This window comes from Rhodanobacter sp. FW104-R8, from assembly GCF_001617365.1.
Classification (GTDB): Bacteria; Pseudomonadota; Gammaproteobacteria; order Xanthomonadales; family Rhodanobacteraceae; genus Rhodanobacter.
Genome location: NZ_LVJR01000014.1, coordinates 59,426 through 79,674 on the forward strand (window position 1 = coordinate 59,426; position 20,249 = coordinate 79,674).

The 20,249-nt window shown below is 70.3% G+C and carries 17 protein-coding genes; 10 read left to right on the forward strand and 7 right to left on the reverse strand.

Annotation, left to right across the window (positions count from 1 at the left end; translation table 11 throughout):
* Positions 1-107: 107 nt before the first annotated feature.
* From RHOFW104R8_RS03365 to RHOFW104R8_RS03380, 4 genes are all read right to left on the reverse strand, one after another.
* Positions 108-1,721: a sulfotransferase gene (locus tag RHOFW104R8_RS03365; RefSeq protein WP_068094116.1), complete on the reverse strand. Its 1,614-nt coding sequence runs from the start codon at positions 1,719-1,721 to the stop codon at positions 108-110.
* Between the two features lie 216 nt (positions 1,722-1,937).
* The gene (gene nagA, locus RHOFW104R8_RS03370; protein WP_068094563.1) at positions 1,938-3,086 is read right to left on the reverse strand and encodes an N-acetylglucosamine-6-phosphate deacetylase; all 1,149 of its coding nucleotides are present in this window, start codon (positions 3,084-3,086) and stop codon (positions 1,938-1,940) included.
* Positions 3,087-3,190: 104 nt separating this feature from the next.
* The gene (locus RHOFW104R8_RS03375) at positions 3,191-4,222 is read right to left on the reverse strand and encodes an SIS domain-containing protein (RefSeq protein ID WP_068094114.1); all 1,032 of its coding nucleotides are present in this window, start codon (positions 4,220-4,222) and stop codon (positions 3,191-3,193) included.
* Positions 4,223-4,231: 9 nt separating this feature from the next.
* Positions 4,232-4,984, reverse strand: coding sequence for a GntR family transcriptional regulator (locus RHOFW104R8_RS03380; RefSeq protein WP_068094112.1), 753 nt, complete (start codon positions 4,982-4,984; stop codon positions 4,232-4,234).
* A 302-nt stretch (positions 4,985-5,286) separates the two neighbouring features.
* Between RHOFW104R8_RS03380 and zwf the strand changes: the two genes are divergently transcribed.
* The 4 genes from zwf to eda all read left to right on the forward strand — a co-directional run bounded on the left by zwf (position 5,287) and on the right by eda (position 10,289).
* Positions 5,287-6,750, forward strand: a complete 1,464-nt coding sequence (zwf, locus tag RHOFW104R8_RS03385; protein ID WP_068094110.1) for a glucose-6-phosphate dehydrogenase — start codon at positions 5,287-5,289, stop codon at positions 6,748-6,750.
* A gap of 100 nt (positions 6,751-6,850) precedes the next feature.
* On the forward strand, positions 6,851-7,564 hold the full coding sequence (gene pgl, locus RHOFW104R8_RS03390) for a 6-phosphogluconolactonase (protein ID WP_068094108.1): 714 nt from the start codon (positions 6,851-6,853) through the stop codon (positions 7,562-7,564).
* Positions 7,565-7,679: 115 nt separating this feature from the next.
* Positions 7,680-9,497: a phosphogluconate dehydratase gene (gene edd, locus RHOFW104R8_RS03395; RefSeq protein ID WP_068094104.1), complete on the forward strand. Its 1,818-nt coding sequence runs from the start codon at positions 7,680-7,682 to the stop codon at positions 9,495-9,497.
* Between the two features lie 138 nt (positions 9,498-9,635).
* Positions 9,636-10,289 carry a bifunctional 4-hydroxy-2-oxoglutarate aldolase/2-dehydro-3-deoxy-phosphogluconate aldolase gene (eda, locus tag RHOFW104R8_RS03400; protein ID WP_068094101.1) on the forward strand — a complete coding sequence of 218 codons (654 nt, stop codon included), beginning with the start codon at positions 9,636-9,638 and terminating at the stop codon, positions 10,287-10,289.
* A gap of 12 nt (positions 10,290-10,301) precedes the next feature.
* Here the strand turns inward: eda and RHOFW104R8_RS03405 are convergent, their stop codons facing one another.
* Both RHOFW104R8_RS03405 and folE read right to left on the reverse strand, forming a co-directional pair.
* Positions 10,302-11,003, reverse strand: a complete 702-nt coding sequence (locus RHOFW104R8_RS03405) for an RNA polymerase sigma factor (RefSeq protein WP_068094098.1) — start codon at positions 11,001-11,003, stop codon at positions 10,302-10,304.
* A gap of 54 nt (positions 11,004-11,057) precedes the next feature.
* Entirely contained in the window at positions 11,058-11,681 is a 624-nt protein-coding gene (gene folE, locus RHOFW104R8_RS03410; RefSeq protein WP_068094095.1) for a GTP cyclohydrolase I, read from the reverse strand.
* A 151-nt stretch (positions 11,682-11,832) separates the two neighbouring features.
* Between folE and RHOFW104R8_RS03415 the strand changes: the two genes are divergently transcribed.
* Entirely contained in the window at positions 11,833-12,363 is a 531-nt protein-coding gene (locus RHOFW104R8_RS03415) for a DUF4142 domain-containing protein (RefSeq protein ID WP_068094093.1), read from the forward strand.
* A 10-nt stretch (positions 12,364-12,373) separates the two neighbouring features.
* A complete protein-coding gene (locus RHOFW104R8_RS03420; protein ID WP_068094091.1) occupies positions 12,374-12,715 on the forward strand; it encodes a cupredoxin domain-containing protein in 342 nt (113 codons plus the stop codon).
* 278 nt (positions 12,716-12,993) lie between these two features.
* Here the strand turns inward: RHOFW104R8_RS03420 and RHOFW104R8_RS03425 are convergent, their stop codons facing one another.
* Positions 12,994-15,435, reverse strand: coding sequence for a prolyl oligopeptidase family serine peptidase (locus RHOFW104R8_RS03425; RefSeq protein ID WP_068094088.1), 2,442 nt, complete (start codon positions 15,433-15,435; stop codon positions 12,994-12,996).
* A 148-nt stretch (positions 15,436-15,583) separates the two neighbouring features.
* On the opposite strand from RHOFW104R8_RS03425, the gene RHOFW104R8_RS03430 reads away from it, so the two are divergent.
* The 4 genes from RHOFW104R8_RS03430 to RHOFW104R8_RS03445 form a co-directional block, all read left to right on the forward strand.
* Entirely contained in the window at positions 15,584-17,743 is a 2,160-nt protein-coding gene (locus tag RHOFW104R8_RS03430; RefSeq protein WP_068094084.1) for a prolyl oligopeptidase family protein, read from the forward strand.
* An 85-nt stretch (positions 17,744-17,828) separates the two neighbouring features.
* Positions 17,829-18,596: an energy transducer TonB gene (locus RHOFW104R8_RS03435; RefSeq protein WP_068094082.1), complete on the forward strand. Its 768-nt coding sequence runs from the start codon at positions 17,829-17,831 to the stop codon at positions 18,594-18,596.
* A gap of 16 nt (positions 18,597-18,612) precedes the next feature.
* Positions 18,613-19,275, forward strand: a complete 663-nt coding sequence (locus RHOFW104R8_RS03440; protein WP_068094075.1) for an alpha/beta hydrolase — start codon at positions 18,613-18,615, stop codon at positions 19,273-19,275.
* A gap of 30 nt (positions 19,276-19,305) precedes the next feature.
* On the forward strand, positions 19,306-20,249 hold a 944-nt coding region (locus tag RHOFW104R8_RS03445; RefSeq protein WP_068205424.1), incomplete at its 3' end, for a sensor histidine kinase.

Below are 20,249 nucleotides of genomic sequence, written 5' to 3' on the forward strand. Positions count from 1 at the left end.
GGTGGCTTTTTCTTGGAACAGGGAAAACCCGCGGCGGCGTGCATCCCCGCATTCGCGGGTGGCGACGGACGAAGGGCAGCGGGCGGACGCACGCCCACACCGCCACCCTATGCCGCGGAAGCGCTCGTCGTCAGAGCCAGCCGCAGGGGCTCCAGCTGTTGCGCGTAACGGCGCCACTGGCCGACGCCGCGCGTATGGATGGACTCGCGCACCTGGGCGCTGCTCGGCGTGGCCACCGGCGCGGGATTGCGTTCGGGTTGCAGGCAGCCCGCCTCGAACTGCAGGCCGCAATGCCGGAGCACCTCGCGCAGCGTGGTTTCCGGATCGCGAACCAGCGCGGCATAGGAAACATCGAGCATGGCACCGGGCAGGCTGGCTCTCCAATGGCGCACCAGCCGCTCGTATTGCCCGTAGTAGTGGGCAAGCGCCTGCAGGTCGTAGCTGTAGGCGGAAATATTGCCGAACATCGCCTTGAAATTGGAAAAGCACGTATCCATCGGCTCGCGGACCATGTGCAGGATCGGCGCATGCGGCAAGGCCCGACGGATGAACGCGACCATCTGTATGTTGGCCGGCAGCTTGTCGACATAGAACCGGCGTCCCTGCGCACGCCATTGCGTCTGCCTCAGGTAGCGCGCGCCCACTTCCCCGAAGTCGATATCCGGGCTGCGCCGGATCGCCCTCAGCAACCCTTGCGCGCGCACCGGCGGAACATCCGCCACCCAGTGCAGCTGACGCCAGAAATCGATGATCTCCCCGGCGGAAACCACGGCCGAATGACTCGACAGCATGCGGTCGAGCAAGGTGGTGCCCGAACGGGGCATCCCCACGATGAAGATCGGCAGCGGCCCCTCGGGCACCGGGGCTGGCCCCGCACTCGCCTTGCCGATCGCCCCGGACGCACCGATGAGCGCGTCGACGACGGCCGTCTCGGCCGCTGCATCGTATGGATTGATCTGGTGCATGAGCGCATTGCATCGTGCCAGCGCCGGCCACGCATCTTCATGCCGGCCCAGATCGTCCAGCACCTTGAACCGCGCATATTCGAATTCGGCGCGCACGAACTGGTCGTGGGGATCCTTGCCGTCCTCCGGCAGGCGCCGCAGTTGTTCCTGCACGAAACCGAGAAGATTCGCATCCGGCTTCTGCCTGCGCAGGTTGGCAAGCGTCATCACTGCATCGCCGAAGTGCGGCCAGCGCTGCAGGCAGCTCTCCAGCACCCTGCAGGCCTGCTCGATGTCGCCGCTGAACTGCAGCAGCATCGCCTGCAGGTGATATTCACCCGGTGAATCGACGCCGGCCGCCATGGCCCTGTCCACCAGCTTCTTCGCCACCGGCACTTCACCGAGGGCAAAGCGCAGGTTTGCCTGCGCGATCAGCAACTCGGGTGGCGGTTCGGGCGCCTGCGCAAGGAAATCGAGGCAGGCACGCGCGCCCAGGACTTCCCCCCGTGCCAGCAGGCGCCGCGCCAGTTCCATGAGTAGCGGGGCATCCCGGGGAAGCCGCTGCAACGCCTGCAGCAGCGGACCGGTCGAGCCGCGCACCTGCCCCTGCATGAACATGACGTCGGACAGCTCGATGCAGGTGACCGTGTCGTGCGGCACCAACCGGACAAGCGACTCCAGGGCCGTCTGCGCAGCCTCGAACTGTTCGGCCTTGATGTATTCCCGCGCCTGCTGGCGAAGACGGGCCGCTGCGGTGGAAATACCCTGGGAATTCATCTGCCGATGATATCTTGATCGCCGGATACCGTGCGCCGCCCGGAACCGTTTCCAGGCGCTGCGTTCGCAGTCCTGCTCCAACACGCCGCCGCAGTCACCCTGCCGCCAACACGCTGACTTCCACGCCATGGCGGAGCGCGATTCGGCTTCCGGTCAGCGGCCTTCCACCTCGAAACGCGCTGGCCGGCCGCGCCACGCCGCGACCGGCTTCCGCGCTCAAGGCGCTGCATCGCCCACGCCGCCGATCCAGCTGCGCTGCACGCGGTATTCGTCGTCCAGCGCCACCAGGTCGGCCCGATAGCCGGGGGCGATGCGGCCGCGGCTTTCGCCGAGGCCGAGGAAATCGGCGGGATAGGCGCTGGCCATGCGTGCCGCCTCGTCCAGCGGCAGGCCGAGCAGTTGCACGGCGTTGCGCACCGCGGTGGCCATGTCCAGCGCGGAGCCGGCCAGCACGCCTTGCGCGGTCTGGCAGATGCCGTCCTTCACGGTGATGGTCTCGCCGTTGAGCACGTAGCTCGGATCGGCCGCGCCGACCGGCGGCATCGCGTCGGTGACCAGCAGCATCCTGCCGCGCGGCTTGGCGGCGATCGCCACGCGCAGGCTGGCCGGATGCACGTGGTGGCCGTCGACGATGATGCCGCACCAGCTGCCGGCATCCTCCAGCGCGGCGCCGACCACGCCCGGTTCGCGGCTGCCGAACGGGGTCATCGCGTTGAACAGGTGGGTGAAGCCGCGCACGCCGGCATCGAGCGCGGCGCGGGTGGTGGCGTAGTCGGCCGCGGTGTGGCCGGCGCAGACGATCAGCCCCGCGTCCACCAGCGCGCCGATGCCGGCCAGCGGCACCTGGTCCGGCGCCAGCGTGATCAACCGCACGCCGCGGTGCGGCGCGCACAGCAGCGCCAGCTCGTCGCGGCCCGGCGCGTGGAAATATTTCGCGTCGTGCACGCCCTTGCGCGCCGGCGCCAGGTACGGACCCTCCAGGTGGATGCCGAGCACGCCGGGCACGCCTTCGGCCAGTGCCTGCTCCACCGCGGCCAGCGCCGCACGCATCACCTCCACGCGGTCGCTGATCAGCGTAGGCAGGAAGCCGGTGGTGCCGAAGCGCCGGTGCGCCGCGCCGATCCGGCGCAGCGCCTCGACCGTGGGGGCCTCGTTGAACAGCACGCCGCCGCCGCCGTTGACCTGCACATCGATGAAGCCGGGCAGCAGCATGGCGCCGCGCAGATCGTGCTGCGGCGCTGAGCGCACGCGTGGATCGGATGGCGGCAGCAGATCGGCGATGCACCCGCCGTCGAGCAGCACGGCGAGGTCACTGCGCCAACCATCAGGGGTGAGTACGCGGGCGTTGGTGAGCGAGTGAAGCATGACGATGACCCATGGAAGCGATGAACCGTAGGAGCGCACCCTGTGCGCGATGCTTTTGCGCAACGTGACGAAGAGCATCGCGCACAGGGTGCGCTCCTACATGATCAGACCGTTTCGGTGACCTTGTTGAGATGCGGCGGCACGTCGGGGTTGAAGCCGCGGCGCAGCGACAAGGCGCTGGCGGCGCGGTAGAAGCTCTGGATGGTCAGCAGTGGCGTGCACAGTGCGGGCAGGCCGCCGGCCACCGGCAAGGTGCCGGCGCCCTGCAGCCCGGGCGCGGCCACGAATACCTGCGCGCCGCGGCCGCGGAATTCGCGCGCCACCGCCAGCGTGCCGTCCAGGGTGTCGTCGTCCTGGGCGAAACACAGCACCGGGAAATCCGGGCCGACCAGCGCCATCGGGCCGTGCTTCACCTCGGCCGCGCTGAACGCCTCGGCGTGCAGGCCGCAGGTTTCCTTGAACTTCAGCGCCGCCTCCAGCGCGATGCCGAGGCCGTAGCCGCGGCCGACCACGAACAGGTTGTGCGCAGCGGCCAGGCCGTCGACCAGCGCCGACCAGTCGGCGTCCCAACCGGCGCGCAACGCATCCGGCAACGCGCGCAGCGCGGCGCCCAGTTCCCCGTCGCCGCGCCAGCGGGCGCACAGGTGCAACACCGCGGCCAGTGCGGCGATGTAGCTCTTGGTCGCCGCCACGCTGCGCTCCGGCCCGGCGTGCAGCGGGATCACCGTGTCGGCCAGCGCCGCCAGCGGCGAATCCTCCACGTTCACCAGCGCCAGCACGCGCGCGCCGGCGACCTTCGCGGCCTGCGCATTGCGCAGCAGGTCGGGGCTCTTGCCCGACTGCGAGATCGCGATGAACAGCGCGCCCTGCCACTGCTGCTCGGCCGCGTACACCGAGGTGACCGACGGCGAGGCCGACGCGGTGACGATGCCGAGCTGGGTCTCGAACACGTACTTCGCGTACGCCGCGGCGTGGTCCGAGCTGCCGCGCGCGCAGGTGACGATGAAGCGCGGCGGCTGCGCGCGCAGCTCGCGCGCCAGCGCACTCACCACCGCCTCGTTGGCGGCGAACTGGCGCGCGACCACCGTGGCCGATTCGTGCGCTTCCTGGTACATCAGGGTGTCGCGGGCGTCCATCGGGATCCTTCAGTCGGTCTGCAGTTCGGCCACGAAATCGTAGATGTCGCCGCGGTACCAGGAACAGGTGAACTCGACCACGCGGCCGTCGTCGAGGAAGCTGCGCCGCTCGATGTTCAGCCCGGCGCTGCCCACCCCGACGTGGAGCAGCCGCGCCTGCTGCGCGTTCAGTGACACCGCGCGCAGCCGCTGCAGCGCACGGCGCGGGCGGGCATCGAGTTTTTCCAGCGCCTCGTACAGGGAGTCGCGCACCAGGTGCGGGTCGGGCAGCACGCTGGCCGGCACCACGCTGCGCTCGATCGCCAGCGGCTCGTCCTGGCCGTAGCGCACGCGGTGCAGCCGCACCACCAGCGAACCGGGCGACAGGTTCAGCGCCATCGATTCCTCCGGCGTCACCTCGCCGATGCCGCGTTCGAAGAATTCCGAGCGTGGCGACAGGCCGCGCTCGCGCAGGTCCTCGGTGAAGCTGGTCAGCCGCGACATCGGCTTGACGATGCGCTCGGCGATGAAGGTGCCGGCGCCGTGGCGCTGGGTCAGCAGGCCCTCCTCGACCAGGCCGGCGATCGCCTTGCGCACGGTCACCCGCGACAGCTTCAGCGCCTGCGACAGGTCGCGCTCGCTGGGCAGGGCGTGGCCCGGTTCGATGTCGCGGTGCTCGACGATGTTGCGGATCGCCTGCCGCAGGCGCAGGTAGGCAAGCGGCTGGTGCGCGGCCGAATCGTGGCAGATGCGGCGGTATTCGGTGGCCAGGGCGGTTTCCATCCGGCGAACATACCAATACAGAACCAGTGACCGCAAGCCCCATCGTCTGCCACCGGCACTCCGGCACCCGAACCCGGGCCGTGCCATGGGGATATCGGCCCCCGGCATCGGCCTGCCGCCCGGTAATGACGTAAAACCGGCCGATCATCGGGGCAACTCGCACGGCCGGGCGAAGGCTTTCGATGAATTCGTATGCATAACGGTGGCCGGTCTGGTATTTCACTGGTACGATCAATAGCGACCCCGGGCAAGACCGGCCATCCGCCACTGCCCGCCATCCGGCATCGTGTCGAGGTGACTGCGTGACTGCTTCCCCCCAATCGGTCGAACCGTTCGACCTGGTGATCTTCGGCGGCACCGGCGACCTCGCCGTGCGCAAGCTGCTGCCGGCCCTGTTCCACCGCTTCCTCGACGGCCAGATCCCGGCCAGCAGCCGTATCGTCGGCATCGCCCGCGAGGCGCTGGACGACGCCGGCTACCGCGCGCACCTGCGCGAGGCGCTGGTCGGCGTGTGCGCGGCGGCGCAACTGGACGTGTTCCTGCAGCAGGTGTTCTACCGCCCGCTGGACGCGCGCAAGGACGAGGGCTGGGACGACTTCGCCGCGCTCATCGGCGCACAACCCGGACATATACGGGTTTTCTACCTGTCCACCTCGCCGGAGCTGTTCGTCGACATCTGCACCCGGCTGGGCCAGTACAAGCTCAACCAGGGCGCCTCGCGCGTGGTGCTGGAGAAGCCGATCGGCCGCGACCTGGCCAGCGCGAACCAGATCAACGACGCGGTCGGCAAGGTGTTCAGCGAGTCGCAGACCTTCCGCATCGACCACTACCTCGGCAAGGAGACGGTGCAGAACCTGCTGGTGCTGCGCTTCGGCAACGCGCTGTTCGAGCCGCTGTGGAATTCCGCGCACATCGACCACGTGCAGATCACCGTGGCCGAGACGCTGGGCGTCGGCCATCGCGGCGCCTACTACGACCGCGCCGGCGCGCTGCGCGACATGGTGCAGAACCACATGCTGCAGCTGCTGTGCATGGTGGCGATGGAGCCGCCGTCCTCGCTGGCGCCCGACGCGGTGCGCGACGAGAAGCTGAAGGTGCTGCATTCGCTGAAGCCCATCGACGACGGCAACGCCGCCCAGCTCACCGTGCGCGGCCAGTACCGCGCCGGCGTGGCCGAGGGCGCCAGCGTGCCCGGCTACCCGGAAGAACTGGGTAACAGCAAGTCCAACACCGAGACCTTCGTGGCGCTGAAGGCGGAGATCGCGAACTGGCGCTGGGCCGGCGTGCCGTTCTACCTGCGCACCGGCAAGCGGTTGCCGAGCCGGGTGTCGGAGATCGCGGTGACCTTCAAGCCGGTGCCGCATTCGATCTTCAACCCCGACGCCGGCACCTTGTCGCAGAACCGGCTGGTGCTGCGGCTGCAGCCGGACGAGGGCGTGAAGCTGTGGCTGACCATCAAGCACCCCGGCCCCGGCGGCCTGCGCCTGCGCCACGTGCCGCTGGACATGAGCTTCGCCGAGGCGTTCGGCGTGCAGCAGCCCGATGCGTACGAACGCCTGCTGCTCGACGTGGTGCGCGGCAACCCCACCCTGTTCATGCGCCGCGACGAAGTCGAGGCGGCATGGCGTTGGGCCGGCCCGATCCTCGCCGCCTGGGCCGACAGCGGCGAACCGCCGCGGCCGTACACCGCCGGCAGCTGGGGGCCGAGCGCGGCCGTGGCGCTGATCGAGCGCGACGGCCGCACCTGGAACGAAGACAGCGAATGACCCGGTTCACCTGCCGCTGCAGCGGCCTGCGGCAGACTGAACTTCCCCTGGCCACCAGAGCTGCGCCGGCCCCTCGACCGACCGGCGCGCCATCACCACCATGCATCCCCCCTTGAACGTCACCACGCACAGCTTCACCGATTGCCGCGCGCAGGCCACGGCGCTGGCCGAGCGCGTCGCCGAACGTCTGCGCAGCGGCTTGGCCGAACGCGGCCACGCCGTGCTGGCCGTCTCCGGCGGCAGCACGCCAAAGGATTTCTTCGACCGCCTCTCGCACGAGAAACTCGACTGGGCCCGGGTGCAGGTGACCCTGGTCGACGAACGCTGGGTGGCGGACACCGACGAGCGCTCGAACGCGCGGCTGGTGAAATCGCGGCTGCTGCAGCACGCCGCCGCCGTGGCGTCCTTCGTGCCGCTGTATACCGGCGACGCCACCCCCGAGGCCGGGCTGGCCACCGCCGACGCACGCATCGGCGCGCTGCCGCTGCCGTTCGACGCGGTGGTGCTGGGCATGGGCGACGACGGCCACACCGCCTCGTTCTTCCCCGGCGGCGACCGCCTCGCCGAGGCGCTGGACCCGGACGGCCAGGCCCGCGTGCTGCCGATGCATGCGCCCGGTGCGGGCGAGCCGCGCATCACCTTGACCCTGCCGACGCTGCTGGAAACGCGCGCGCTGTACCTGCTGGTGGCCGGCGAGAAGAAACGCGACTTGCTCGCCGACGCGCGGCTCGGCCTGGGCGCCGCGCAGCACTATCCGGTGCGCGCGGTACTGACCCAGCAACGCGTGCCGGTGGCGGTGTACTGGTGTCCTTGACCACCACAACCAGCGTCGCTGTAGGAGCGCACCCTGTGCGCGAAAAGCCAGCGAAGCAGCGGCGCCGCAACTCTGATCGCGCACAAGGTGCGCTCCTACACACCCGGAATGAATCATGAGCACGTTGCATCCGATCGTCGCCGAAGTCACCGAACGCCTGCGCGAGCGCAGCCGCGAGACGCGCGCGGCCTACCTCCAGCGGATCGACGCGGTGGACCGCAGCGGGCCGCAGCGCGGGCACCTGTCCTGCGGCAACCTCGCGCACGGTTTCGCCGCCTGCGGCACGGAGGACAAGGCCGCGCTGCGCAGCGGCCACCACGCCAACCTCGCCATCGTCACCGCCTACAACGACATGCTCTCGGCGCACCAGCCGTACGAGCGCTATCCCGCGCTGATCCGCCGGATCGCCCGCGACGCCGGCGTCACCGCGCAGGTCGCCGGCGGCGTGCCGGCGATGTGCGACGGCATCACCCAGGGCCGCCCCGGCATGCAGCTGTCGCTGTTCTCGCGCGACGTGGTGGCGCTGGCCACCGCGGTGGCGCTGTCGCACGACATGTTCGACGGCGCGCTGTTCCTCGGCATCTGCGACAAGATCGTGCCGGGCCTGCTGATCGGCGCCCTGAGCTTCGGCCACCTGGCCGGCGCGTTCGTGCCGTCGGGGCCGATGCCCAGCGGCATCCCGAACGAGCAGAAGTCGAAGGTGCGCCAGGCCTTCGCCGACGGCAAGGCGAGCAAGGCCGAGCTGCTGGAAGCGGAAGCGGCCTCGTACCACGCGCCCGGCACCTGCACCTTCTACGGCACCGCCAACTCCAACCAGATGCTGATGGAGATCATGGGCCTGCACCTGCCCGGCGCCAGCTTCACCGCGCCGGACACGCCGCTGCGCGACGCGCTCACCGCCGAGGTGGTGCACCGGGTCGCCGGGCTCAGTGCGCTGGGCAGCCATTACCTGCCGCTGGGCCACATCATCGACGAGCGCGCGATCATCAACGGCGTGATCGGCCTGCATGCCACCGGCGGCTCCACCAACCACCTGCTGCACCTGGTGGCGATCGCGCACGCCGCCGGCATCCAGCTGCGCTGGGACGATTTCGATGCGCTGTCCGGCGTGATCCCGCTGCTGGCGCGGGTCTATCCGAACGGCTATGCCGACGTAAACCAGTTCCACGAGGCCGGCGGCATGGCGTTCCTGATCGACCAGCTGCTCGGCGCCGGCCTGCTGCATGCCGACGTGAAAACCATCTTCGGCACCGGCCTGGACGGCTATGCGCGCGTGCCGCAGCTGGACGAGGCCGGCGCGATCGCATGGGTGCCGGTGGGCAAGCAGAGCGGCAACCGCGGCGTGCTGCGCGGCGTCGACGAACCGTTCCGCGCCGACGGCGGCCTGCGCATGCTCGAGGGCAACCTCGGCCGCGCGGTGATCAAGGTCTCCTCGGTGCCGGACGACCGCCTGCTGATCGAGGCGCCGGCGATCGTGTTCAACGACCAGGACGAGGTGGCCGGCGCGTTCAAGCGCGGCGAACTGAACTGCGATTTCGTGGCGGTGGTGCGCTTCCAGGGCCCGCGCGCGAACGGCATGCCCGAGCTGCACAAGCTCACCCCCACGCTGGCGCTGCTGCAGGATCGCGGCCACCGCATCGCCCTGCTCACCGACGGCCGCATGTCCGGCGCCTCCGGCCGCGTGCCGGCGGCGATCCACGTCACCCCCGAAGCGGTGGCCGGCGGCAACATCGCCAAGATCCGCGACGGCGACATGATTCGCCTGGACGCGGCGAACGGACGTCTGGACGTCCTGATGGAAGCGCACGAACTGGATGCCCGCCTGCCGCACGTCGCCGACCTGTCCGGCGAGCACAGCGGCATGGGCCGCGAACTGTTCGGCCTGTTCCGCCAGGCCGCCGCCAACGCCGACCTCGGTGCGGGCGTGCTGTAGCTTTTCCCCCTCCCCTGCTCCGCAGGGGAGGGTCGGGGTGGGGTCGCTCTTGATCTTCACCTCCACGCCAGCCTGAGCAACCCCCTCCCAACCTTCCCCTGCGCTGCAGGGGGAGAGGCCAAACCCCAGGAGCCAGACGTGAGCCCCATCGAACAAAAGCAGCAGCAAGTCGAAACCCTCATGCGGCTGGCGCCGGTGATCCCGGTGGTGATCATCGATGACGCGAAGGCCGCGGTGCCGATGGCGCGTGCGCTGGTCGCCGGCGGCATCCCGACGATCGAGGTCACCCTGCGCACGCCGGCGGCACTGGAGGCGATCCGCGCGATCGCCGCCGAGGTGGAAGGCGCGGTGGTCGGCTGCGGCACCGCGCTTGGCGCGCGCGACCTCGAGGCCGCGCGGCAGGCCGGCGCCCGCTTCGCGGTATCGCCCGGCACCTCGCCGCGCCTGCTCGACGCCGCCGACGACAGCGAACTGCCGCTGCTGCCTGGCGTGGCCACCGCCAGCGAGGCGATGGCCCTGCTCGAGCGCGGCTACCGCCACCTGAAGTTCTTCCCGGCGGTGCCGGCCGGCGGCCACAAGCTGCTCGGCGCCTGGGCCAGCCCGCTGCCGCAGATCCGCTTCTGCCCCACCGGCGGCATCGGCCTGGCCAGCGCGCCGGATTTCCTCGCCCTGCCCAACGTGCTGTGCGTGGGCGGCTCCTGGCTCACTCCCGCCGACAAGCTCGCCGCCGGCGACTGGGCCGGCATCGAGCGGCTGGCGCGCGAGGCGGCGGCGCTGCGCCGGGCCGCCTGAATCCGGCGCCGGCTACGCGGACTCGGCCTCCAGCCTTGCCATCACCGCGCCGGCGACACGGGCGCAGCGCTGGCCCATGAACGGGAACGCCTCGCCCATGGTCCCGGCCAGGGTGCCCTGCAACGACGCGCGCAGCAGCCGGCGCGCGCGGTACAGGCGGGTCTTCACGGTTTCCGGCTTGATCGCCAGCAGGCTGGCGGTCTCCTCCACCGAGCACTCCTCCACCTCGCGCATCATGTAGACGGTGCGGAACGATTCCGGCAGCTCGTCGATGGCATGTTCGAGCAGGTGGCGGATCTGCGTGCGCGCCGCCGACACCGCCGGGTCCTCGCTGCCGAATTTCGAGGGGAACTGGATGATCTGGTGGCTATCGTCCGGCGCGGCGTCGATCTGCTCCAGGCCGACCATGGTGTGGCGCTTGCGCAGGCGGCCGCGCGCCTCGTTCAGCACGATGCTGGTGAGCCAGGTCAGCAGGGTCGAGTCGCCGCGGAACGAATCCAGCTTGTGATAGGCACGCATATACGATTCCTGCAGCACGTCTTCCGCTTCCGAATCCTCGCCGATCACGGCGCGCGCGACGCGGAACAGCCGCTGGTTGCAGCGCTGCATGATGTGGCGGAACGCCTCGCGGTGGCCGTCGCGGACCTGCGCCACCAGCGCGTGGTCGTCCAGCGCGGCGTAATCGACGGAGGCAACATGGGCATGGGCTGACATGGCTTTCTCCTTGTACACCCGATCCGATGCGCCGGGGTGGCCCGAGGTTCCCGTTCAGCCGGCCAGCATGGCCAGGATCTCGCGCCGCCACGGTTCCTCGGCGAACTCGCCGAGCAGGCGCCGGGTCCGCATCGACACGCCGTGCAGGCGCACCCCGCGCGAGGACAGGCATTCGTGGCTGGCCTGCACGATCACCGCCACGCCGCGCGGCTGCAGCGCGCGGGCCAGTGTGTCGGCGATCTCCGCGGTCAGCCGCTCCTGGATCTGCAGGCGCCGGCCGAGTGCCTCGACCAGCCGCGCCAGCTTGGAAATGCCCACCACCCGCCGCCGCGGCAGGTAGGCGATGTGCACCACGCCACGGATCGCCGCCATGTGGTGCTCGCAGGTGGACTGCAACGGAATGTCGCGCAGCAGCACCGGCTCGTCGTAACCGCCGACCTCCCCGAAGGTGCGGCTGAGCAGGCCGGCCGGGTCCTGCCGGTAGCCGGCGAACCATTCCTCGTAGGCGCACACCACCCGCGCCGGCGTGGCCAGCAGGCCTTCGCGCAGGGGGTCGTCGCCGGCCCAGCGGATCAGCGTGCGCACGGCGGCTTCCGCTTCGGCGCGCGTGGGCTGCGGTGTTTCGGCAGGCGACGGCGACGCCGCCATCGGGGCGAGGGCCTGGTCGGTAACGAGCATGCGGGTGCCTTCGTGGGGGTGACAGCCGATCGGATGCGCACGCGGCGAATGAGGTTCCCGCGCATCAGCCGGAACCTGTGCGCCGCTGCTGCATCTCATGGGCACCGGCGGGCATCGTCCGGCCCTCATCCATCCCAAGGAGACACCGCTCATGAACAAGTCCCTGCTCGCCCTCGCCCTCACGCTCGGCCTCGGCTCGCTCGCCGGCGTGCACGCCGCCACCCCGGCGCCGGCCATCAACGATGCGCAGATCGCGCACATCGCCTACACCGCCGGCGTGATCGACGTCACCGCGGCCAAGCAGGCGCTGCAGAAATCCCACAGCGCCGACGTGCGCGCGTTCGCCGAGGAAATGGCGCGCGACCACGCGGCCGTGAACGACCAGGCTTTGGCGCTGGCCAAGAAACTGGGCGTCACCCCGGCCGACAACGCCACCAGCCAGTCGCTGGCCAAGGGCGCCGCCGCTGAACAGAAGAAGCTCGCTGCGCTGAGCGGTGCCGCCTACGACAAGGCCTACGCCGACAACGAAGTGGCGTTCCACAAGGCCGTGCTGACCGCACTCGACGGCACGCTGATCCCGTCCACGCAGAACGCGGAACTGAAGTCGCTGCTCGAGACCGGCTCCAAGCTGTTCCATTCGCACGAAATGCACGCCGAGCATCTCGCCCAGAGCCTGAAGTAAGGAGGGCGCCATGCTTCGCACGATGATCCTGCTTGTCGCCGTGCTGGCATTCGCCGGCGGCTTCATGCCGGCCGTCGCCGCCGACACCGCGGCGACGGCACCAGGCCGGCGCGTGCACGTGATCCTGGTCGACAAGATGGCGTACGGCCCGATGCCGACCGGCGTGCGCGCCGGCGACATCATCGAGTGGGCCAATCACGACATCCTCGAACACAGCGCCACCGCCCGCGACGGCCGTTTCGACGTCGACCTGAAGCCGGGTGCCAGCGCGCACATCACCGCCACCGCCGGCACGCTCGCGTTCTTCTGCAAGTTCCACCCCACCATGACCGGCAGCGTGGTGGTCAAGTAACCCGGCAAGGACTCCGAAGCCCGCTTCGGAGATTGCGGCGCCGCGCCCCGCACGCGGCGCCGCAACGCTGGCCGTGGAGCGGCGGAGGCCGGCTCGCGACTCCTTCCCGGCAAGGGCAAGGCCTGCCGCGGGGATGGCTGGATGGCATGGGCGACACGCGGACCATCCCGTGATCTTGTCCGACGACGACGGCCTCCACGGCGACCCGCGGCGACCATGAAAAAACCACGGGCACCGAAATGCCCGTGGTTTCCGTGCGTCACGCCACGACGATGCCTTCAGTGGCCGGGCGACGCATCCCTCACCGGCTTCACGTACGTGTCGAACAGCTCGTCGATGCGGCGGTACTCGTCATACCACGAATCGGCGTGCACGAAGCCGTGCCGCTCCAGCGGGTACAGCGACATCCAGAAGTTCTTCTTGTGCAGCTCGATGAAGCGCTGGTAGAGGCGGATCGAATCCTCGGCCAGCACGTTGTCGTCGATCAGGCCGTGCTGGATCAGCAGCGGGTCGCGCAGCTGGTCGGCGTACTCGATCGGCGAACTGGCCTTGTACGCCTCGGGGTCGAGCTGCGGGTCGTTGAGGATGTTCGAGGTGTATTCGTGGCTGTACAGCGTCCAGTCGCTGACCGGGCGCTGCGCGGAGCCGGCGGCAAATTCGCCCGGTGCGCGCAGCAGCGCCATCTCGGTCATGAAGCCGCCGTAGCTGCCGCCATAGATGCCCACGCGCTTCGGATCGACGCCGTGGTTTTTCACCAGCCACGCCTTGCCGTCGAGCAGGTCCTCCAGTTCCGGATGGCCCATCTGGCGGTAGATCGCGGTGCGCCAGGCGCGGCCGTAGCCTTCCGAGGCGCGGTAGTCCATGTCCAGCACCACGTAGCCTTGCTGCACCAGCAGGTTGTGGAACATCTGCTCGCGGAAGTAGGGCGACCACGACAGCGTGACGTTCTGCAGGTAGCCCGCGCCATGCACGAAGATCACCGCGGGCTTCGGCGCCGCAGCTTCGTTCGCCGGGCCGTAGTACTTCGCGTAGATGTTGCCGGCGCCGTGCGAGGACGGCACCTCGACGATCGCCGGCGCGATCCAGTCGTGCGCGGTGAACGCGGGTTTCATGGTGCTGGTGAGCTCGCGCGGCGTGCCGCCGGCGGCACTCTGCACGGCCAGCTGCGCCTTCACGTAAGGCGAGGAGTGCAGCACGGCCAGCTGGCTGCCGTCCGGCGACAACCTGAAATCGTCCATGCCCTGGTAGTTCGTCACCCGCGCCAGCTCGCCGCCGGCGGTGGGCACGCGGTAGACGTCGTAGCTGTACGGCGCCACCCGGTTCGCGCGCAGGTAGAACCACCGGCCGTCGTCGCTGAGCAGCGGGTGGCTGACCTCGAAGCGGCCGGAGGTCAGCGCCTTCGCCTTGCCGTCCAGCGGCTTGACGTAGAGCTGCGACCAGCCGCTGTGCTCGCTCAGGTACCACAGCGTGCGGTTGTCCCTGAGCCAGCCGAAATCGTTGAAGTTCCAGTTGACCCACGCCTCGTCGGTGAGGCGATGCTGGCCGACCAGCACGTGGCGGCCGAAATCGACGCTGGCGATCCAGCGGTCCTTGTTGTCGATCGCGCGCAGCTGGATCGCGAGCTGGCTGCCGTCGTCGCTCCACTCGATGCCGCCGCCACCGCCGTCCTCGGTGCCGGCGATGATGCGCACCGGGCGCACGTCGGGCGCCTTCAGCGCCTTCGCCTCGTCCTGCTTGCCGGCCTTTTCCAGCGCGGCCACGGCCTGCGCGCGCAGCGCCTTGAGCGGATCGTCCTTGATGCCCGGCAGGCCGTCGGTCTTCAGCGGGTACTGCTGGTGCCCGCGCAGGTCCAGCAGCAGCAGCGACTGCGGCGCCGGATCGTTGCGCCCGACGTAGGTGCGCGCGTCCTTCGGCTCGGTATAGCCGCCCTCGGTGACGTAGTGGTTGACCTTGGGCGCCTCGCCCTTGGCATGGTCCTTCGGGACGGTGACCACCAGCATCCAGCGGCCGTCCGGCGACAGTTCGGTATCCACCGCGCGGGACTTGTCGCCCAGCCAGAACGGCTGCGGCGCACGGCCCGGGTCGGCCGCATCCAGCGCCTTGTCCTCGTCGCGCACGGCCTGCTTGTCGGCCTTGACCTCGCGCAGCGTCCTGAACAGCTCCAGCTGCCGCCGGCCGAACGCGTCGGGCTGCTTCGCCTGCGGATCGTCGGCGAATTTCAGTATCGCCGCGGGCGCCGCGACGCCGCTGGCCAGGTCGTAGCTGTACCAGTCGTTGCCGTCGCGGTACTGCAGCGCGCGGCCGTCGGCGGAGAACCGCGGCGCGGACTCCATCTGCGGCGTGCGCGTCACCTGCTGGCGGCGGCCGCTGGCCAGGTCGACCACGAACACGTCACCGTGCAGGATGAACGCGGCGTGCCGGTGCGCGCGATCGAATACCGCCGGGCCGTCGGCCTGGGCCATCGCGGCCGGGTCCAGCTTCACGCCCTGCCCGCTGGCCGGGTCGACCCGGTACAGGTCGTGCACCGGGCTGCCGTCGCGCTTCAGCGCGTAGTACAGGCTGCGCCCGTCCACGCTCCAGTACGGCGTCTCCACCGCCTGGCCGATCCAGTCGGGATCGGCCATCACGGTTTTCAGGTCCAGCGGCGCCACGGCCGGTACGGCGGCAACCGCCGGCAACACGGTGAGGCCGACAAGGCCGGCAAGCAGCAATCGACGCATGGATGTTCCCCCGTCAAAAGGGACAGCATAGCCGAGCGCGACGGCGCCACCGGGGCAACCGTGCCGAAAGTCAGCCCCCGGCGGGCTGCGATCGCCGCACCGGGGCGCTACTCTGCCAAGCCTCGCTCCTGTCCATGGAACCCCTGCCATGCGTCTCGCCTTCGTTTTCGCCGCCACGTTGCTCGCCGCCGGCGCCACCCGCGCCGCCCAGTTGCCGCCCACGGCACCGGAAAAGCCGCCGCGCAACGTCGCGCTGATCGGTACGCCGCAGCCGTTGCCGCCGCCCACGCCGCAGCATGCCGCCGCCAGCACGTTCCACGGCGTCACGGTGAACGACCCCTATCGCTGGCTGGAAAACCCGGACGACCCGGCGGTGCGGCAGTGGATCGCCGCGCAGAACGCGTACGCCGAGGCCGTGCTGGCGGCGATGCCGCAGGGCAAGGCGCTCACCGCGCGGGTGCAGCAGCTGGCGATCACCTCGACCACGCGCTCCGGCCCGATGCTGGCCGGCGGCACCCTGTTCTACCTGCAGCAGACCCCGCCGCAGCCGCAGCCGGTGCTGATCGCGCAGGCGTGGCCGGGCGGTGCGGCGAAAACCCTGGTGGATCCGAACGCCGGCCACGGCAGCACCGCGATCACCGCCTACTGGCCCTCGCCGCGCGGGCGCTATCTCGCCTACGGCACCGCCGAGGGCGGCAGCGAGCTGACCACCATCCACGTGCTCGACGTGCACAGCGGCAAGACCCTGCCCGACACCCTGCCCTGGGCCGGCGGCGGCACCACGCCGCAGGGCCTGGCCTGGGACGCCGACGAGCGCGGCTTCAGCTACGTGCGCTTCGCGCCGCCGGCGGCGGGGCAGGAAGTGGAACAGTTCCACGCCACCCTCGTGCACCACGCGCTGGGCCAGCCGACCGCGGCGGACCGCGTGGTGTTCGGCCGGGGCTACTCGCCGACCGCCGAGTACGTGCTGGTGAACGCGCCGGGCAAGGCGCAGGCCGCGGTACTCGCCTACGACGGCGACGGCGGCCCGGCCGAGGTGTATCTGCAGCACGGCGACACCTTCCAGCGCGTGCTCGACCGCAGCGCGAACGTGCGCGCGGCCGCCTGGGTGTCCGGACGCCTCTACGCGGCCTCGTTCCGGGGCGCCCCGCGCGGCCGGATCGTGGCCATCGGCAAGGACGGCAAGGCCGTGCCGGTGCTGGCCGAGCGCGAGGGCGCGATCCAGCGCATCGCCCCGCTCGGCGACGGCTTCCTGGTGGTGCGCAGCTGGGGGCCGGACTGGTGGATCGAGCAGTACCGCGCCGATGCAGCCTTCGTGCGCCGCGTGCCGCTGCCCGCGCACGGCACCGGCATCGGCGAGATCGCCTCCGAATCCGGCCAGGACAAGGCGCTGATCGGCTACAGCGGCTGGACCGTGCCCGCGCGCTGGGCCGAGTACGACGGCAAGAACGGCACGCTGAAGACCGTGTTCGAGGTGAAGCCGGCGGCGGACTATTCCCGCGTCGTCGTGCAGCGCATCGACGGCACCTCGAAAGACGGCACGACGATTCCGGTGACCGTGCTGTCGCTGCCGGGCGTCACCCCGAACGGCGCGCGCCCCACCATCCTGTACAGCTACGGCGGCTTCGACCTGCCGGTAAAGCCCGGCTTCATCGGCCCCAACCTGGCCTGGCTGGAACACGGCGGCGTACTCGCCTACGCCAACATCCGCGGCGGCAACGAGAACGGCCAGGCCTGGCATGCGCAGGGGCAGCGGCTCGACAAGCAGAACGTGTTCGACGACTTCCACGCCGCCGCGCTGGCGCTGGTCGACGCACGCTGGACCGACCGCGCGCACCTGGGCATCCTGGGCGGCAGCAACGGCGGCCTGCTGATGGGCGCGCAGGTCGTGCAGCATCCGGCCGACTACCGCGCCGTGGTGGCGCGGGTGGGCATCTACGACATGCTGCGCCACGAGACCGTGTTCGCCAACGGCCCGTACAACATCCCCGAATACGGCAGCATCAAGGATCCGGCGCAGTTCAAGGCCACCCTGGCCTACTCGCCGCTGCAGCACGTGCAGGCGAACACGGCCTACCCGGCGGTGCTGCTCACCACCGGCGCCAACGACCCGCGCGTGGCGCCGTGGCAATCGCGCAAGTTCGCCGCCGCGCTGCAGGACGCCAGCAACTCGCAGCAGCCGATCCTGCTGCTGACCCGCATGAACGCCGGCCACGGCGTCGGCGCCCCGTTCAGCCAGCGCGTCGGCGACACCGCGATCGGGCTGGCCTTCTTCGCGCATGAGCTGGGGCTGGATGTGGCGCACTGACGGCACTGTCCCCCGCGTCGCGCATACGGCATGCTCCCCGCTCGCGCGGCGAGGGAGCGCAGGCGCTCACCAGGGGAGAATCGCCATGAAAAGAGTTCTGCTTGGTGTGGTCATACTCCTGCTCGCCGGTTCCTTGACGGCGCAGGCCGCCGAGGAACGCGCGCAGATTTACGAGATTGGCGCCGACGTGGACGCCCGAGGGCACATCACCGCGGTCCAAGTCGATCCGGACGTACCCGCATCGATCGCCGCACTGTTGGCCACCTCGATAAAGCAGTGGCAATTCACGCCAGCGACGATCAACGGCCAGCCTGTGCCGGCGCACACGTTCATCCGTACCCGGCTGCAGGCATCGCCGAACGCGAGCGGTCAATACGATCTGCGCATCAGTTACATGGGCAACGGTCCCCGCCTCGATAACCGGGCACCGCCGATATACCCTACGGACGCGATCCGCAGGCGCCTGGCGGCGTTCGTCATTCTCGATGCCACCGTGCAGCCGGACGGTCATTTGACCGATATGAGGGTGAGCAACAAGTTCGCGGATTGGCCCTCGCTGCCGTCGTTCAAGCTTGCCGTACTGGCGGCCGCCAAGCAGTGGCATGCCATCCCGGAGCAGGTCGATGGCCGGCCCGTGACAACACGGCTGCGCATACCGTTTGTCTTTACTGTCCAGGGTCAGTCGTACACCGAGCAGCAAGCCCGGATCCTGCGCGACGCCGCGCGCATGGATGCCGCGGCAGCGGACGCAAGGACGGCCCAGTCCGCCATTCCGTTGCCGTCGGAGCAGGAGGTTGCGCTGGATAGCCCGCTGCATCCCAGCGCCGTCGCCACGATCACCAATGCCCCCTGACCTTGCCGAGCACCGCATGACCCTGCCCACCGTCGAACACGAAACTGCTGCCGACCCGACCCACAGCGTGATCTGGCTGCACGGCCTCGGCGCCGACGGCCACGACTTCGCGCCGATCGTGCCGGAGCTGGTGGATCCGGCGTGGCCGGCGCTGCGCTTCGTGTTCCCGCATGCACCGGTGCGGCCGGTGACGATCAACAACGGCATGTCGATGCGCGCGTGGTACGACATCATCGGTTTCGATGCGCGCGCGCGCCAGGACGAGGCCGGCATCCGCGCCTCGATCGCCGCGGTCGAGGCGCTGATCGCCCGCGAGAACGCGCGCGGCATACCGAGCGGGCGGATCTTCCTGGCCGGCTTCTCGCAGGGCGGCGCGATCGCGCTGGCCGCGGGCCTGGGCCATGCGCAGCCACTGGCCGGCATCATCGCGCTGTCCACCTACCTGCCGATCTCCGCCACGCTCGCCGCCGAACGCAGCATCGCGAACGCGGCCACGCCGATCTTCCAGGGCCACGGCACGGCCGACCCGGTGGTGGTGCTGCAGCGTGGCATCGACTCGCGCAACGCGCTGCAGGCGCTGGGCTACAGCGTGGACTGGCACACCTACCCGATGGCCCACGCGGTCTGCGCCGAGGAAATCGGCGACCTGCGTGCCTGGCTGGGCCGGCGGCTGGCGTAAGCGCGGCCACGCTGCGGCATACTTGCCCGCATGCGCGAATCCACGCCCTCTCCCGGCCCGCGCGGCCACGCCGAGCAAAGCCCGCTGCCGGACTTCTGCCGGCTGCCCGCGCTGTTCGCGCTGCTGGTGGTGGGCGCGCTGACGGTGACCGTGATGTGGCTGGCGCGCGACGATCCGCGCGACTGGTCCGCCTACAGCGTCGGCATGCTGTTCGCGACCCTGCTGGGCATGGTGGTGGCGGTGACGCTGTGCACGCTGCGGCCGTGGCTGCAGCGCCTGCCGGGGCACCTGCCGTATGTGGGCGCATGGCTGCTGATCCTGCTGCTGGTGCTGCTCGCCAGCATCGTGGCGCACTGGTTCGACGGCGCGCTGCAGATGCACCTGGTGCGCGGCAGCCTGCCCGTGTTCGTGCGCGACAACGTGGCGATCGCCGCCCTGCTCGGCGCCGCGATGCTGCGCTACTTCTACGTGCTGGCGCAGTGGCAGGCGCGGCTGGCCGCGGTGAGCCGCGCGCAGGTCGAGGCGCTGCAGGCGCGCATCCGCCCGCACTTCCTGTTCAACAGCATGAATACCGTGGCCGCGCTGGTCCGGGTCGATCCCGACGCCGCCGAGCGCACGGTGGAAGACCTCTCCGAACTGTTCCGCGCCGCGCTGGGCCAGCACGACAGCGCCGACGGCACGCTGGGCGAGGAGCTGGCCCTGGTCGAACGCTACCTGGCGATCGAGCAGCTGCGCCTGGGCGCGCGCCTGCGCGTGCGGCGCGAGCTGGACGACCTGCCCGGGGACTTCCCGCTGCCGCGCCTGCTGCTGCAGCCGCTGGTGGAGAACGCGGTGCGCCACGGCATCCAGCCGCTGCGCGAGGGCGGCGAGGTGACCCTGCGCGGCGAGCGCGCCGGCAAGGGCATCCGCATCGAGATCGGCAACCCGCTGCCCGCCACTCCGCCCGCCGCCGGCAACGGCCATGGCCATGGCCT